A 16,359-nucleotide genomic window follows, 5' to 3' on the forward strand; every position below is an offset into this window, starting at 1 on the left:
CCAGAAGGAGCCTCTCGCCATGAAGATCAAGAAGCTGCTTGCCGCCCTGCCACTGGCCGCACTGGCCCTACTGGGCGTGGCCACCACTCCCGCACTGGCCGACACCGCCGCGGTGACCTCGGTGCAAACCTCCCCGTCGGTCACCATCCACACCGACCACACCGGCAACGGGTTCAAGCTCGCGCACGAGCTGAGCAAGGTCAACGAGAAGGACCGGGACAAGTTCGTCCGCCGCGCGGTGGACGTCGCCTTCGAGCAGACCGGCGGCCGGTACAACGTGCTGCTGTTCAACCTGTCCAACAACTACCAGGAACAGCTCGACGGGAAAGCCGTGTACGCCAACGTCGATTTCGACGGCGTCTTCTACGGGCTCTGGGTCTTCGACAGCGGCACGTTCGTCAACCAGGGCGACGGCGGCTACCAGAACTGGGGCTTCCGCGGCTGGTTCGACCGCAACGGCGGCACCGTCAAATTCCGCAGGCCCTGAGCCAGGAGGAGCGACAAACATGAAGATCACTCACCGTTTTGCCGCCCTGGCCGCCGTGGTGGCCGCCGGGACCGCCACTCTCACTATGACGCTGCCCAGCGCGGCCGAGGCCGCCGCCGCCGGATTCCCGACCTGCGACCTCAGCGAGAAGGTCAAGGAACTCCAGCGCTGGGACACCAACAACCAGTACAACATCATCGTCTGGAAGGAATCCGCCCGCGCCAGCAGCGATCTGCAGGGCGTGGCCGCGCAGGACTTCGCCAACTTCCACGAGTGCAAGAACACGGTGAAGCACTCCAACTACTTCTGGGCCGCGTTCCGGGAAGGCACCTTCGTGCACCAGGGCGACGGCGGCTTCCGCAACTGGGCCTTCGTCGGCAACTTCCAGCGCGACGGCGAAACCGTCCGCTTCTTCCCCCGCTGACCCCTGATCGGAGTGAGAACCATGAGCGTCAAGAGCATCAGCGTCAAGGTGCTGACCGCACTCGCCCTGGTCGGCACGGTGGCCGTGGCCGCGCCCGCGACCGGGTTCGCCGACGAGTACCTGCACACCTGCGACCTCAGCAAGAAGATCGACGAACTGCAGGGCTGGGGCGCGGACCGGAGCAACAACATCATCGTCTACAAGGACTCCGCGCGGGCCAACTCCTGGTTCGAGGGGGTCGTCTCGCAGGGGCAGAAGCAGGCGATGGCCTGCAACGAGCACTGGGCCCCCTCCACCTTCTACTGGGTGGTGTTCAAGGGGCGCGGCTACTTCGAGCACAAGGGTGACGGCGGTTACCGCAACTGGGCCTTCTACGGGGTCTTCGACCGGGACGGCGAGAAGGTCAACTTCCACGCCCGCTGACCGCCCGCGCGGGGTGTGGCCCAGCCGGGGCCGCACCCCGCGAAGCGCTGTCCAGGACTGTCCACAATGCACGAATGGGGGGTCCGGGAGTGCGCTTCGAGTTCACCTGGAGTACCGGATCAGCCCGGTCTCTCGCCGCCGGGGCCTGCGCGGTGCTTACCTCAGCCCATGAACCGCCCCACCGTGCTGGCCGACCGGCTGCGCGACAAGCGCAGGCGTGAGTTCTTCGGCCGTGAAGCCGAACTCGCCGAGTTCACCGCCATGCTCGACCGCCTGGCCGGCACCCCGGCCGTGCTGTTCCTGCACGGTCCCGGCGGGATCGGCAAGTCCACGTTGTTGCGCAACTACGCCGAACTGGCCGCGGACCGGGGCCGCCCGGTGTTCGAGGTGCTCGGCGGCGACGTCGGCGGTTCGCCGGAGGGCTTCCTCCGCCTGGCCGCGGCGGCCCTGACCGAACCGGACGCGGTGCTGCTGGTGGACGCCTTCGAGGAGTGCCAGCACCTCGCGCCCTGGCTGCAGGAGTCCTTCCTGCCGGAGCTGCCGGTGACCGCGCTGGTGGTCCTCGCCGGGCGGTGCGCGCCCGATCCACGCTGGACCGCCGCCCCCGGCTGGAACCAGGTGCTGGGCGTGCGTGAACTCGGCGAACTGCCCGCGCCCGCGGTCGAGGAACTGCTGGCCGCCAGGGGCGTGCCGAACACGCGGTGGGCCGCGGTGACCCGCTTCGCCGGCGGGCATCCACTGGCACTGAGCCTGGCCGGCGGGATCGCGGTGCGGGAACCGGAACACAGCGGCCTCGCCGAACAGGCCGTGGCCTCGGCCCTGCTGCCGCACCTGCTCGCCGGGGACGTGCCCAGCCCGGCGCACCGCAGAGCCCTGGAGGTCTGCGCCAGGGCGTACGGCACCACCGAGGGCCTGCTGCGCGCGGTGCTGCCCGAGCACGACGCGGCCCCGCTGTTCGAGTGGTTGCGGCGGTTGCCCTTTGTCTCCGCCGGCCGGTACGGGCTGGCGCCGCACGACGTGGTGCGCGCGGTGCTGTCGGCCGACCTGCGCTGGCGCGACCCGGCCGGATTCGCCGACCTGCACCGGCGGCTGCGCGGGCAGGCACTGGCCAGGGTGCGCGACGCCTCACCGGCCACGGTGCTGCGCGAGGCCGCCGCACTGCGTTACCTCTACCGCGACAGCGGGGTCCCGTCCTACCAGCACCAGTGGCGCCGGGACGGCGAGGTGATCGAGGCGCCCTGCCAGGAACGCGACCATCACGACGTGCTGGAACTGGCCCAGTCGACCGGTGAGGCGGAGCGCGTCCAGTGGTGGCTGGGCAGGCAGCCCGGCGCGTTCCGGGTGCTGCGCTGCGCGGACACCGGCGAGCTGGTCGGGGTCACCGCGTGGCTGCGGCTGCTGCGGCCGGAGCCCGCTGAGCTGGCCGACCCGGTGGTGGCCGCGGCCTGGCGGCACGCCGAGTCCACCAGCCCGCCGCGTGAGGGCGAGCACCTCGGCCTGGCCCGGTTCTCGATGCTCCGCACCGGACATCGCGGCGCGGGCCCGGCGCGGGACCTGATCCGGTGGCGGCTGCTGGCCGAGATGCTCCGCGGCGAGCGACTGGCCTGGACCTACCTGGTGGCCGAGGCCGGTGAGCCGTGGCGGGGCTGGATGACCGAGAGCGAACAGCCCCCGGCGGGCGAACCGCTGGAGATCGGTGGGCGGCTGTTCGCGCTCTACGCCCACGACTGGCGCGACCGCCCGGCCGAGCAGTGGCTGGCGGCGGCCGACCAGCGCCTGCTGGAGGGCACCGCGTCCGTCGAGGCCGGGGTGCTGTGCCGGGCCGAGTTCGACGAGGCCGTGCGCGAGGCGGTGCGCGCCCTGCACCGGCCCGAGGCACTGGCATCGAGCGCCCTGGTGCGCACCCGGCTGCTGGCCACGCACTGCGGCAGGCGCGCCGAGGAGGCGTTGCGCGAGGTGCTCACCACGGCCATCGAGGGCCTGGCCGCCGACCCGCACTGCGGCAAGGCGCACCGCGCGCTGGTGGTCACCTTCGTCACCGGCACCGCCACCAGGGAGGCCGCCGCCGCCCGGCTCGGCCTGCCGTTCAGCACCTACCGCAGGCACCTGGCCACCGGGCTGGACCGGCTCTGCGACTCGCTGTGGCACTGGGCCAACCAAGCAGCATGACCCCGCCGCCACCGGGTGCACCAGTAAGGTTTGTCGATCAGGGCAACCTAGAGGCCACGCTGGAGCGTATTTCACGGTGGTGGACGAAAACCAACGGTCGAGGACCGCGCTGCTGACCGACCGCCCCCACGCCGGGGCGGTTTTCGGTGTCCGGCTGAAACACTGGCTGACCAGGGAACCCGTGCTGGCCGCCGGGTTCTCGCTGCTGGCCGCGATCGTGCTCACCTGGCCCACGCTGGCCGGGCTGACCGACACCATCCCGCAGGACACCGCCGACCCGCTGCTGCAGGCCTGGCAGGTCGCCTGGAACGGTCACGCGCTGCTGTCGGACCCGGGCAATCTGTGGCAGACCAACGCCTTCTTCCCGGCCAAGGACGCGCTCGCCTTCAGCGACAGCCTGCTCGGCTACGCCCCGGCAGGCCTGATCGGCAACGGTCCGGTGGCCGCGCTGGTCCGGTACAACCTGCTGTTCATCCTCGCCTACGCACTGGCCTGCGCGGGCGGATACGCGCTGGCCAGGCAGCTGGGCGCGAGCTGGCAGGGCGCCGCGGTGACCGGCTTCGCCTTCGCCTTCGCGCCCTGGCGACTGGCCCACGGCGGCCACCTGAACATCCTCTCCACCGGCGGCATCGCGCTCGCCCTGGCCATGCTGGCCCGCGGCCACGGCTTCAGCCTGCGCGAGGGCTACCGGCCCGACCGGGTCCGCCCCGGCTGGGCACTGGCCGGCTGGCTGGTCGCGGCCTGGCAGCTGACCCTGGGCTTCGGCATCGGACTGCCCTTCGCCTACGTGCTCGCCGGCGTGGTGCTGGTCTCGGTGATCCGCTGGTTCACCACCGGCCGCCCACCGCTGCGCAAACGCCTGTTCAGCTTCGACGTCGCCGGCGGCGCGGCCTTCACACTGACCTCGCTCCTGATGGGCCTGCCCTACCTGCGGGTGCTCGCGGCCAACCCGGACGCCCGCCGCAGCCTGTGGGATGTCGACGTGCACAGCCCGCCCTGGTACGGCTTCTTCCTGGCCCCCAACGAATCCGCGATCTGGGGCGACGTCAGCGAACGCGGCCGCGCCGGCCTGGCCGCCCCCGCCGAGATGACCCTGCTGGTCGGCCTGATCCTGATCACCCTGGCCGTCTTCGGCCTGACCGTGTCCGCCTGGTCCCGCAAAACCCGGGTGTGGCTGACCGTAGGCACGGCCGTCTCGGTGACCCTCGCCCTGGGCACCAAGGTCTTCGGCGACGGCGAGTACACCTACCTGCTGCTCTACCACTACCTGCCGGCCTGGGACGCCATCCGCACCCCCAGCCGCCTGGTCGTCTGGACCACCCTGCTACTCGGCCTGCTCGCCGCGGGCGGCGTCACCTACCTGTGCGAACGCGCCCCACGGCGCAACCGCCCCCTGGTCAGCGTCGCCCTGCTGCTGCCCGCGCTGCTGGTGCTGACCGAGGGCGCCAACCGCACCGCGCACCCCGAGGTCCCCACCTCGCCGGTGGCCATGCGCACGCTGCGTTCCCCGGCGCTGATCCTGCCCTCGGACCAGATCGAGGACCAGCAGACCATGTTCTTCTCCACCGACGGCTTCCCGGTGCTGGCCAACGGCGGCAGCGGTTTCCTACCCAAGATCACCGACGACATGCGGCAGCGGACGAAGAACTTCCCGGACGCGGCGAGCGCGGCGTACCTGCGGCAGCTGGGCGTGCGCACCGTGGTGGTGCACAACCGGCCGCGGAACAACCCGGCGTTCCAGCGGGCCAGGTCCGCGCCACTGGGGGAGCTGAACATCGTGGGCAAGCGCGTGGACGACGACGTGTACATCTTCTCCCTGGAGTGACCCCGCCGACGCAATTCCGAATCACAGCCGGTTGCCTGAACAACCTGCCGCGGGTTAAGGTCTTTCCCGTGACTGCCGGGTCGGCCTTGAGCCACTACCGAGTTGGGTTCCCGGCCTCCGCGTGAGGCCAGGGTGGGCCAGGAGCCCACCACCCATTTCCGCAACATCCCACGACGGTGTGCTATCCCGTCGTCTTCGCGCGCCCCCAGCCCTTGAGCTGCGCTGACGTGCGCCTTCCTCCGTAACACCCGCAACGCCTGTCGCGCTGACGCGCGTCAAAACCCCAAGCACCCGTCGTACTGACGGCTGCCCACATTCGCTTTCCGCTCGTTCCGACGAGCGGCTATCAGTCATGCCTGAAGAATGGAGAATAATGGATTTCAACAAGCAGGTCATCGAGGAGTTCCGCGCCAACCACGGTCGCGTCGGCGGCTATTTCGAGGGTTCGCGGCTGCTGCTCATCACCACCATCGGCGCCCGCTCCGGCAAGCCGCACACCAACCCCGTCGGCTACTACCCGGACGGCGACGGCCGCGCCCTGATCATCGGCAGCGCGGGCGGCTCGCCCAAGCACCCAGACTGGTTCCACAACCTGGTGGCCACCCCGGAGCTGACGGTGGAGGACGGCGTCTTCACCTACGAGGCCAAGGCCACCGTGCTGACCGGCGCCGACCGCGACCAGGCCTTCGCCCGAGCGGTGGAGGCCGACGAGGGCTGGGCCGAGTACCAGTCCAAGACCACCCGGGTGATCCCGGTGGTGATCCTGGAGGCGACCTCCGGCGGGCCGCCGAACGCGGGGTCTGCGTCCGAGGCCCTCAAACAGGTGCACAATGCCTTCCGCCGCGAACTCGCCCTGATCCGCACCGAGTTCGCCAAGTCCGGCCGCACCCTGGGCGTGCAACTGCGCATCAACTGCCTGACCCTGTGCCAGGGCCTGCACAACCACCACACCGGCGAGGACATGGCGATCTTCCCCTACCTCGCCGACCGGTACCCGGAGTTCGAGCCCACCATCGACCGACTCCGCTCAGACCACGTCCGGATCGCCGAACTCACCGCCGAACTCCAGCAAACCCTGGACAACGTGGATGCCGACCCCCAGCTGGTCCTGGCCGAAGTAGAACGCCTCACCACCGAACTCGAAAACCACCTCGACTACGAAGAAGCCCAGCTAATCCCAGTCCTAGAAGTAGCCATGTCCTAACCCCCAGCACGCAGTGTTGGCCGTTGTCGTACGCAGTGTTGGCCGTTGTGGTACGCCACGTTGGCCGTTATGGGGCGGCTCTGCTGGCGAATCCGCGGTGCGATCCGCCCTCTCGTACCACTTGGGCCAACTGGTACGCCCGCTTGGGCAAAACCGGCGTACCAGTTGGCCCAACTCGCCGTACGAGAACGGCCAACGCACCGTCCACAACGGCCAAGGTGGCGTACGAGTTCGGCCAACACTCGGTGGGGGGTTACAAACTCTGGGGGCCGCCGGGGGTGGTGGTGCGGGAGGTGACGACGGTGTGGCCGATGGTGGCGGATTCTTCGTCGGTGTAGCGGCGGTAGCCGTCGGCGGTGACCACCGCGACCACGGGGAAGATGTTGCGGGTCAGGTCGGGGCCGCCGGTGGCGGTGTCCTCGTCGGCGGCGTCGTAGAGGGCTTCGACGCAGGCGCGGACGGCCTGGGCTTCGGTGAAGCCGGGGCGGAACAGCTTCTTCAGGGAGCTGGTGGCGAAGATCGAGCCCGAGCCGACCGCGGCGTAGTTCTTCTCCTCGGTGCGGCCGCCGATGATCTCGTAGCCGAAGATCCGGCCCACGCCGCGGGTCTGGTCGAAACCGGCGTAGAGCGGGACCACCGCGAGCCCTTGCTGGGCCAGGCCGAAGTTGCCGCGGACCATGGAGTTGAGCTGGTTGGCCTTGCCCTCCAGGGTCAGCGAGACGCCTTCGATCTTCTCGTAGTGTTCCAGCTCGACCTGGAACAACCGGACCAGTTCGACCGCGATGCCCACGGTGCCCGCGAAGGCGACCACCGAGTACTCATCGGCCTGGCGGACCTTCTCCAGGTCGCGCTGGGCGATGAGGTTCCCTGCCGTTGCCCGGCGGTCGCCGGCCATCACCACACCACCGTCGAAGACCACCGCGAGCACCGTGGTGCCGTGCGGGGCGTTGACCTTGCTCCGCGGGACCTGGTGCCAGGGCAGCAGGTGCGGGGCCTCGGTCGACAGGTGGCGGAGGAACGAGGAGTCGGCCATGTCGATCAGCTAAGCGCACGGTGGCCTACCTGGACAAGCGACAGGGCCCACTCCTACGCGGTGGGGCGGAAGAACCCGAGGAAGGGCATGCCGACGTTGCTGGTGCGCAGCGCGGTCAGCCGCACCGGGTCACCGGCCTCGACCATCCGGCCCTTGTCCACGTACATCGCCACATGCCCCTGCCACACGATCAGGTCACCCGGCCGCAGGTCCTCCCGCGCCACGGGCGTACCGACCGCCTGGTCGGTGGAGTGCCGGGGCAGCGTGACGCCGGCCTGGCGGTAGGCCCAGCTGGTCAGGCCGGAGCAGTCGAAGCTCTCACCCGGCTTGACCGCGCCCCACTCGTACGGCAGCCCGAGCTGGCTCAGCGCCGCGCGCACCGCGGCCGCCGCCCGCTCGGTCGGCGCGGCCTTGCCGCTGAAGACCGCCGGGGTCAGCGGGCCGCCGTTGGCCACCAGCAGTTCCCGCCAGGTGAGCTTGTCCGCCCGGCCGGTCACCGGCAGTGACCGCTTGGCCTGGAACTCGTGCACCGCGGCGGTCGTGCTCGGACCGTAGGACGGGTTCTTCGGGGACAGCTTCGCGCCGGTGGCCTTGGTGAGCAGGGTCTTGAGCTGTCCCACCGACTCGGCGTCCCGGCTACCCGCCTTCAGCGCGGGCAGCGCCGCGGCCACCCGCTCCATCCGCTGCCGCAACTGCGCCTCGGCCAGCCGGCCCGCGAGCTGGGGCAGGCTCGCGCACAACTCGTCCCGGCGACGCAGGTGCTCCCGCTGCAACCGGTCCGCGGAGGCGGCCACCACACCCGCCCAGCCCGGCGGAATCGCCTGCGCCGGCAGCGCGGGCAGTGGGTCGGCGCAGAGCTTCTCCGCACCGCCGAACGCGATCCGCGCGGTCTTGAGGTCACCGGCGCGCAGGGTCTGATCGAAGCGGGTCAGTTCGGTCTCGACCGCGGCCAGCCGGCGCTGGGTCTCGGCGACCCTGGCCAGTGCCTCGGCGGCGAGGGCGTCCGGCTGGTCGGTCGGGGTGAGCACGGGGGCCAGCGCGGGCGGCGCGACCGGTGGCACCACCGGCGGTGCGGCCGCCGGGCCCTGGTCGGCCGGTGCGGCCAGGGCCGCGGTCGGCGCCGACACGAGCGTGGCCACTCCGATGGTCATGAGGGCGAAACGCGCCCCGACTCGGCCAGACGGCATTCGGTGGTCTCCCCGCGGTGCTCGTCGATACTGCGGTCGCTGTGCGTGGCCAGGGTTAGCACAGCCCGCCGTCGAGTGCTGGGCGGGTCCTGCTCGCGCCGGGCGTGTTTCATCCGTTTGCGCCAGTCCGGGTCCACTGTGGACCCGGCCCGGTTGTTGCTCAGGAAACTTGGTTACCCAGTGAATTCGTTCATCAATCCGGGGTGGGCGATCCCCGCTTCACGGTAATCAGACAAGGCGAACGCGTTCCCCATTCGGGGTTCTCCGGGCGAGGAGTGGTTTAGCAGCCCCGATGATCGTCCCGGCGCGCCGTCCGTGGCGTGGTGAGCGTACGGGAGGATCTCGGTGTCCAGTGGTGAAGGCCGGCGGCACAGACGCTGGCGGAGCAGGGTGGCCGCGGGGATCACGCCGGCCTTGTTGGTCGGCGGCTTGACCGTCGCGGGCGGCGGCATCGCCCCACCGGTGGCGCAGGCGCAGCCGCCGGTCTGTCCCACCGGCACCACCGCGGTGCCGATCACCTGGGGCGCCAACGGCGCGGTGCGCTGGCCACGCAACTCGATGAGCACCTCGGCGACCAACATCGCCGGCTCCGGCCTGAACCTGGACATCAGCCTCAGCGACCCGACGAACCGCAACGGCGACGACTCGAACCCGTTGCAGGACACCGGTGAGGCCAACTCGGGTGGCAGCTTGTTCGGCTGGGATCCGCGCACCTACACCGAAACCGACGGCGCGTTCGGCGCCGGCTTCCTCACCATCGAGATGAACAGCCTCAACGTCGGCGACACCATGACGTTCCGGTTCAAGTTCTCCCACCCGGTGCTGCTGCCGGACTTCTCCGTCGGCGACATCGACTACGCGGGCCTGGGCAACTCCCCGAACGAGGAGCCCTGGAACTCCTTCCAGGACCAGATCCAGTTCACCGCGAACCGCCAGGGCCTGCCGGTGGGCGTCACGCTGACCCCGGCGGGCGGCGCCCGTCCGGTGATCACCGGCGGCACCGCGGTCGGCGGTCCCTACCAGCAGAACGTCAACGGCGACGTCACCCCGGACGCGGCCGCGGGCACCCTGCGCGGCAAGACAAACGAGCCGGTCACCGAGTTCGTGCTGGCCTACTCCAACGGCCCCGACGACGAGGCGGCCGAGGCCGGACCCAGCTACCCGCCACCGATCCCGCCGCTGACCGCCCCGGCCAACTCGGTCTCGGACAGCCACGCGGTGCGGCTCAACTTCTTCACCACCTGCATGGGCATCGGCAGCATCGGCGACACCCTCTACACCGATGTCGACGGCGACGGCGTGCAGGACCCCGGTGAGCCCGGCATCGGCGGCGTCAAGGTGCAACTCCTTGACCCGCAAGGCAATGTGGTGCAGACCGCGACCACCGACGCCAACGGCAAGTACCTGTTCGACCAGCTGCCCGCGTTCAACTGGACCGTGCGGGTGGACCCGACCACCCTGCCTGCCGGGTACACCCAGACCGGGGATCCGGACGCCACCAAGGACAACAAGACCACGGTGGACCTGAAGGCCGGGCAGAACGTGCTCACCGCGGATTTCGGCTATCGCCCGCCGCTGGGCGCCATCTCCGGCACGGTGTTCAGCGACCGCAACGACAACGGGGTGCTCAACGCCCCCGATGACGCCGGAATCGCCGGTACCACAGTCACGTTGACCGGTCAGGACCTGGCCGGGAACCCGGTGAACCTGACCACGACCACCGGCGCGGACGGGAAATACGCGTTCCCGAACCTGCCCGCGGGCACCTACCAGGTCAAGGAAACCCAGCCACCCGGTTACCACGATGGCAAAGACATACCGGGCACGAACGCCACCCCGAGCGGCAACGACATCTTCACGATCACGTTGCCACCAGGCGGATCCAGCCCCGGCAACAACTTCGCCGAACTGCCCACCGGCAGTCTGGCGGGCCAGGTTTACGTGGACGCCAACAACAACGGCGTCCGCGACGGCGGTGAACTCCCGATCCCGGGTGCGACCGTCAAGCTCACCGGCACCGACGACGCGGGCAACCCGGTCAGCCTGACCGCGACCACCGACGCCAACGGCGCCTACACCTTCAACCGGTTGCGCCCCGGGACTTACGCGGTGACCGAGACCCAGCCGACGGGTTACCTGGATGGCAAGGACAAGGCGGGTTCGGCAGGTGGCACGGTCGGCAGCGACACGGTCACCGCGGTCAACCTCGCCCTCGGCCAGGCGGCCACCGGCTACGACTTCGGCGAACTCCCACCGGCCGGGATCTCCGGCAAGGTGGTCGAGGACGACGGCACCCCGATCCCGGGTGTGACGATCACGTTGACCGGCACCGATTCCGAGGGCAACCCGGTCAGCAAGACCACAACGTCCACTTCGGACGGTTCCTGGTCCTTCCCCGGCCTGCTGCCGGGCACCTACACGGTGACCGAGACCCAGCCACCGGGATTCGGCGACGGCCCCGACACCGCAGGGCCGGGCGGCGGCACGCCGACCGAACCCGACAAGATCGTCGGTATCACCCTGGACCCCGGTGAGAACGCGCCCGGCAACATCTTCACCGAGAAGCGGTCCTCGCTCGCCGGGCAGGTGTACGCCGACACTAACAACAACGGTGTGCGGGATGCCGGTGAAGCTCCGATTGCCGGTGCCACAGTCACTTTGACCGGTACGGACGCGAACGGGAAGCCAGTCAGCAAGACGGCGACCACGGATGCGGACGGCAAGTACAGCTTCGATCGGCTGCTCTCCGGCACCTATGCGGTGACTGAGACTCAGCCCGCGGGTTACCTGGATGGCAAGGACAAGGCGGGTTCAGCGGGTGGCACGGTCGGCAACGACACGGTCACCGCGATCAGCCTGCCCGGCGGCACCGCCGCGACCGGGTACGACTTCGGTGAGCTGGTTCCGGCCGGGATCTCCGGCAAGGTGATCGAGGATGACGGCACGCCGATTCCGGGTGTGACGATCACGTTGACGGATCAGGACGGCAAGACGACCACCACGGTTACCAAGCCGGATGGCACCTGGTCGTTCCCGAATCTGCCGCCTGGCACCTACACGGTGACGGAGACCCAGCCGCCTGGCTTTGGCGACGGCCCGGAAACCCCGGGATCCGCTGGTGGCACGGCACAACCGCCGGACACGATCAGCGGGATCACGTTGACGCCAGGGCAGAGCGGCACTGACTACGTGTTCAAGGAAACCCGGTCCACGCTGGGCGGGCACGTGTACGTGGACGCCAACAACAACGGCGTCATGGACAGCGGCGAGACCGGAATCGGTGGCGCGACAGTCACTTTGACCGGCACGGACGCGAACGGGCAGTCGGTCACGAAGACGGCGACCACGGACGCTTCCGGCTACTACGAGTTCACGAAGCTGTTGTCCGGCAACTACACCGTGACCGAGACCCAGCCCGCCGGGTACCTGGACGGCAAGGACAAGGCCGGTAACGCCGGTGGCACCGTCACCAACGACAAGGTGGCCGATGTCAAGCTGCCCGCGGGCAGTGCGGGCATGGGCTACGACTTCGGCGAGCTTGCCCCGGCCGGGATCTCCGGGCGGGTCGTTGAGGATGACCGCACGCCGATTCCGGGTGTGACGATCACGTTGACGGATCAGGACGGCAAGACGACCACCACGGTTACCAAGCCGGATGGCACCTGGTCGTTCCCGAACCTGCCGCCGGGTACCTACACGGTGACCGAGACCCAGCCGCCTGGGTTTGGTGACGGCCCGGACATCCCGGGTTCCGCCGGTGGCACGCCACAGCAGCCGGACACGATCAGCGGGATCACGTTGACGTCCGGGCAGAGTGGCACCAACTACGTGTTCACCGAGAAGCGGTCCTCGATTGCCGGGCAGGTGTACGCCGACGCCAACAACAACGGCGTGCGTGACACCGGTGAGGCTCCGATCCCGGGTGCCACGGTCACGTTGACGGGTACGGATGCGAACGGGCAGCCGGTCACGAAGACGGCGACCACGGACGCGGACGGCAAGTACGTCTTCGACCGGCTGCTGTCCGGAACCTATGCGGTGACTGAGACCCAGCCCGTGGATTACCTGGATGGCAAGGACAGGGCGGGTTCGGCGGGTGGCACGGTCGGCAACGACGCGGTCACCGCGATCAGCCTGTCCGGTGGGACGGCGGCGACCGGTTACGACTTCGGTGAGCTGCCCCCGGCCGGGATCTCCGGCAAGGTCGTCGAGGACGACGGCACGCCGATTCCGGGTGTGACGATCACGTTGACGGATCAGGACGGCAAGACCACCACCACGGTCACGAAGCCGGACGGCACCTGGTCCTTCCCGAACCTGCCGCCCGGCACCTACACCGTCACCGAGACCCAGCCGCCTGGGTTCGGCGACGGCCCGGACACCCCGGGATCCGCCGGCGGAACGCCGCAGCAGCCGGACACGTTCACCGGGATCACGCTGACGCCCGGACAGAGCGGTAGCGGGTACGTGTTCACCGAGAAGCGGTCCTCGATCGCGGGCACGGTGTACGTGGACACCAACAACAACGGCGTCCAGGACCCGTCCGAGCCCGGCATCCCCGGCGCGAAGGTGACGCTCACCGGACCGGATGGGACGATCAAGACCGCCACCACCGACGCCAAGGGCGACTACCTGTTCGATCGGTTGCTCGGCGGCGACTACACCATCACCGAAACCCAGCCCGCGGACTACACCGATGGCAAGGACGCCCTCGGTTCGGCGGGTGGCACGCTGGTGCCGCCGGACTCGATCAAGCTGACGTTGCCCAATGGCACTGCCGCCACCGGGTACGACTTCGGTGAGGTCGGGGCCGCGATCACCGGCACCGTGTGGGTGGACACCGACGGCGACGGAGTCATCGACCCCGCTGAGTCGAAGCGGTTGTCCGGCACCGAGATCGTGTTGCTGGACAAGGACGGCAAGGAGGTCGGCCGGACCAAGACCGACGCCTCCGGCAACTACGCCTTCCCCGGTCTGCCGCCCGGTGACTACACCGTGCGGGAGACCCAGCCCAGCGGCTACGGCACCACCACACCCAACGAGGTGAAGGTGACCGTGCCCGCGGGTGGCACCGGCAAGGCCGACTTCGGTGAGCAGCTCGGTGCGATCGGCGACTTCGTCTGGTCGGACACCAACGCCGACGGCGTGCAGGACCCGGGTGAGCCGGGCGTCGCCGGGGTGACGGTGATCCTGTTGGACGACAAGGGAACCGAGGTCGCCAAGACCACCACCGGGGCCGACGGTAAGTACCAGTTCACCGATGTGCCGGCCGGTAGCTACCAGGTCGCCGTCCAGCTGCCTGCTGGACAGGCGTTCACGATGGCGGGCAAGGGAACCGATGGCACCGGGTCGGATCCGGACATCGCCACCGGCCGCACCCCTGTCATCGTGATCGCGGTGACCGACGGGAAGATCAGCCAACGGTCCGATGTGGACGCTGGGCTGGTCAAGGCCAAGCCGGATCTCGCGGTGGACCTCACCGTGGACAAGCCGACCGCCAACCCTGGCGACCAGGTCACCTACACCGGCGTGGTCAGCAACACCGGCAACACCCCGGTCAAGGGCCAGGAGTACCGGCAGACCGTGCCGCCGGGCCTGACCATCACCTCGGTGACCGGGGACGGCTGGACCTGCCAGGTCAACGGCCAGGAGGTCGTGTGCACCCGGCCGGACGTGCTGCTCCCGGGCGGTAAGACGCCGCCGGTGACGGTGGTGACCGCCGCGAAGACCCCAGGGACCTCGCTGGTGAGCACCGCGACCACCAAACCTCTTGACGGACAGGTGGAAACCAACCTGGCCAACAACACCGGCACGGTCGAGATCACCGTGAACGCGGCCAAGCCGGGCACCGGCAAGCTCGCCGACACCGGTGACGAGACCGCGCCGCTACTCGCCTGGGGCCTGCTGCTCCTGCTGGGCGGCACCGGACTGGTAGCGGGCTCCTTCCGGAAACGGAGGCGCCGCAGCTGATCCGCTGACCGAGTGACGAACCGGGCCGGTGTCCACAGTGGACACTGGCCCGGTTTGTCGTCAGTGCTTGATCGCGGTGAGCACGATCCCGTCCTCGGCCAGCCAGTGGCCGGTGAAGCCGGTCAGCTGTTGCCCGGCCACGATCGGACCGGGTACCAGCAGGGTCGCGGTGAAGGTGCCGTCAGGGGCGATGGCCAGGCGGGCTTCGTCGAAGCCGAGCATCTTGCGGGCGTGCGGGTACCACGCCTTGTACACCGATTCCTTGGCGCTGAACAACAATCGGTCCCAGCTCACCGAACGATCCACGCCGAGCCGCCGCAGCATTGTGCGTTCCTCGGGCAGGGACACCGCTTCCAGGACACCCTCGGGCAGCGGCTCGTTGGGTTCGGCGTCGATGCCCAGGCTGTGCGCGTCAGTGCTCCTGGCCACCGCGGCGGCCCGGTATCCGGCGCAGTGCGTGATGCTGCCGACGAACCCGGTCGGCCACTGCGGCGCGCCGCGTTCGTCCGGCAGGATCGGCGCGGGCGGCTCGCCGAGGGCGGCCAGGGCCTGGCGGGCGCACCAGCGGGCGGCGGTGAACTCCGCGCGCCGCTTGGGCACCGACTTGGCCAGCAAGGCTTCCTCGGCCGGGAACAGGTCCACAGTGGACTGGTCAACCCTGGTCTGCACGGCGACGACCGGGGCCGACAACAGGCGGTTGATCACGGATTCTCCTCCGCTGGCAGGATCTGGCGGAGCGGGCCGCGCGGCAGACCGCCGTACATCTTCCGCTCCCTGGGGTAGCCGATGGAGACCTCCTCGAACCGCACCCCGTCGTAGGTGGTGGTGCGCGGGATGTGCAGGTGCCCGTACACCGCGGCGGCCACCCGGTAGCGGCGGTGCCAGTCCGCGGTGCCCTCGGTGCCGCACCACAGCGCGAACTCCGGGTAGCGCAGCACAAACGTGGGGTCACGCACCAGCGGCCAGTGGTTGACCAGCACCAGTGGCAGGCTCGCATCATGCGCGTCCAGCCTGCGCTGGGTGATGGTCAGCCGGGACCGGCACCAGGCATCGCGGCTGGGATACGGGTTGGGGTGCAACAGGAACTCGTCCGTGCACACCACGCCGGCGGCGTGCGCCTTGGCCAGCGCGGCGGCCTTGTCGTCGGCCGGGTCGGTGCGGAAGGTGTAGTCGTAGAGCACAAAAAGCGGCGCGATGGCCACCGGGCCGCCCGCGCCACGCCACACCGGGAACGGATCCTCCGGGGTGTAGACACCCAGTTCGCGGCACAGCTCGACCAGCCGCCGGTAGCGCTGGTCCCCGCGCAGCTGCACCGGATCCTCTTTCGGCGTCCACAGCTCGTGGTTGCCGGGCACCCAGATCACCGTGTCGAACCGCTGTGCCAGCAGGGTCAGCGCCCACTCGATGTCGGCGTACAGCTCGCCCACGTCCCCGGCCACGATCAGCCAGTCGCCGGGATGGCCGGGGTGCAGCTGCTCCTCGACGATCGTCCGGTTCTCCGGATAGGCGACGTGCAGGTCGCTGACGGCGAGCAGTCTCGGTTCGGGGGGAGCCACACGAACACTATAAAGGTGAGCGGAACCAGAGAAATCCTATTTAGAAAAGTTCTCTGTGAGTTGTGTCTCCGGGCTTGGTAA

Annotated in this window: 11 protein-coding genes; 7 read left to right on the forward strand and 4 right to left on the reverse strand. The window is 69.6% G+C overall.

All coding sequences use genetic code 11. The features are described from left to right. The first annotated feature begins 19 nt into the window (after nucleotides 1-19). The 6 genes from MZC64_RS22005 to MZC64_RS22030 all read left to right on the forward strand — a co-directional run bounded on the left by MZC64_RS22005 (nucleotide 20) and on the right by MZC64_RS22030 (nucleotide 6,532). On the forward strand, nucleotides 20-487 hold the full coding sequence (locus MZC64_RS22005; RefSeq protein ID WP_247758485.1) for a hypothetical protein: 468 nt from the start codon (nucleotides 20-22) through the stop codon (nucleotides 485-487). A gap of 19 nt (nucleotides 488-506) precedes the next feature. Then, on the forward strand, nucleotides 507-911 hold the full coding sequence (locus MZC64_RS22010) for a hypothetical protein (protein ID WP_247758914.1): 405 nt from the start codon (nucleotides 507-509) through the stop codon (nucleotides 909-911). Nucleotides 912-932: 21 nt separating this feature from the next. Beyond that, the gene (locus tag MZC64_RS22015; RefSeq protein ID WP_247758913.1) at nucleotides 933-1,334 is read left to right on the forward strand and encodes a hypothetical protein; all 402 of its coding nucleotides are present in this window, start codon (nucleotides 933-935) and stop codon (nucleotides 1,332-1,334) included. Nucleotides 1,335-1,502: 168 nt separating this feature from the next. Next, nucleotides 1,503-3,503: an ATP-binding protein gene (locus MZC64_RS22020; protein ID WP_247758484.1), complete on the forward strand. Its 2,001-nt coding sequence runs from the start codon at nucleotides 1,503-1,505 to the stop codon at nucleotides 3,501-3,503. A 76-nt stretch (nucleotides 3,504-3,579) separates the two neighbouring features. After that, the gene (locus MZC64_RS22025) at nucleotides 3,580-5,328 is read left to right on the forward strand and encodes a hypothetical protein (protein WP_247758483.1); all 1,749 of its coding nucleotides are present in this window, start codon (nucleotides 3,580-3,582) and stop codon (nucleotides 5,326-5,328) included. Nucleotides 5,329-5,701: 373 nt separating this feature from the next. Continuing rightward, nucleotides 5,702-6,532 carry a nitroreductase/quinone reductase family protein gene (locus MZC64_RS22030; protein WP_247758482.1) on the forward strand — a complete coding sequence of 277 codons (831 nt, stop codon included), beginning with the start codon at nucleotides 5,702-5,704 and terminating at the stop codon, nucleotides 6,530-6,532. Nucleotides 6,533-6,785: 253 nt separating this feature from the next. Here MZC64_RS22030 and prcB read toward each other — a convergent pair whose 3' ends face one another. After that, nucleotides 6,786-7,565, reverse strand: a complete 780-nt coding sequence (prcB, locus tag MZC64_RS22035; RefSeq protein ID WP_247758481.1) for a proteasome subunit beta — start codon at nucleotides 7,563-7,565, stop codon at nucleotides 6,786-6,788. 53 nt (nucleotides 7,566-7,618) lie between these two features. Then, nucleotides 7,619-8,716 carry a C40 family peptidase gene (locus MZC64_RS22040; protein WP_247758480.1) on the reverse strand — a complete coding sequence of 366 codons (1,098 nt, stop codon included), beginning with the start codon at nucleotides 8,714-8,716 and terminating at the stop codon, nucleotides 7,619-7,621. A gap of 465 nt (nucleotides 8,717-9,181) precedes the next feature. Between MZC64_RS22040 and MZC64_RS22045 the strand changes: the two genes are divergently transcribed. Beyond that, on the forward strand, nucleotides 9,182-14,722 hold the full coding sequence (locus tag MZC64_RS22045; RefSeq protein ID WP_247797730.1) for an SdrD B-like domain-containing protein: 5,541 nt from the start codon (nucleotides 9,182-9,184) through the stop codon (nucleotides 14,720-14,722). A 60-nt stretch (nucleotides 14,723-14,782) separates the two neighbouring features. Here the strand turns inward: MZC64_RS22045 and MZC64_RS22050 are convergent, their stop codons facing one another. Further along, on the reverse strand, nucleotides 14,783-15,427 hold the full coding sequence (locus tag MZC64_RS22050) for a 4'-phosphopantetheinyl transferase superfamily protein (protein ID WP_247758478.1): 645 nt from the start codon (nucleotides 15,425-15,427) through the stop codon (nucleotides 14,783-14,785). Next, nucleotides 15,424-16,278, reverse strand: coding sequence for a metallophosphoesterase (locus MZC64_RS22055; protein WP_247758477.1), 855 nt, complete (start codon nucleotides 16,276-16,278; stop codon nucleotides 15,424-15,426). The genes MZC64_RS22050 and MZC64_RS22055 overlap by 4 nt, the downstream gene beginning before the upstream one ends. Nucleotides 16,279-16,359: the final 81 nt, after the last annotated feature.

Origin of the sequence: Crossiella sp. S99.2, assembly GCF_023094165.1 — a bacterium.
GTDB lineage: Bacteria > Actinomycetota > Actinomycetes > Mycobacteriales > Pseudonocardiaceae > Crossiella.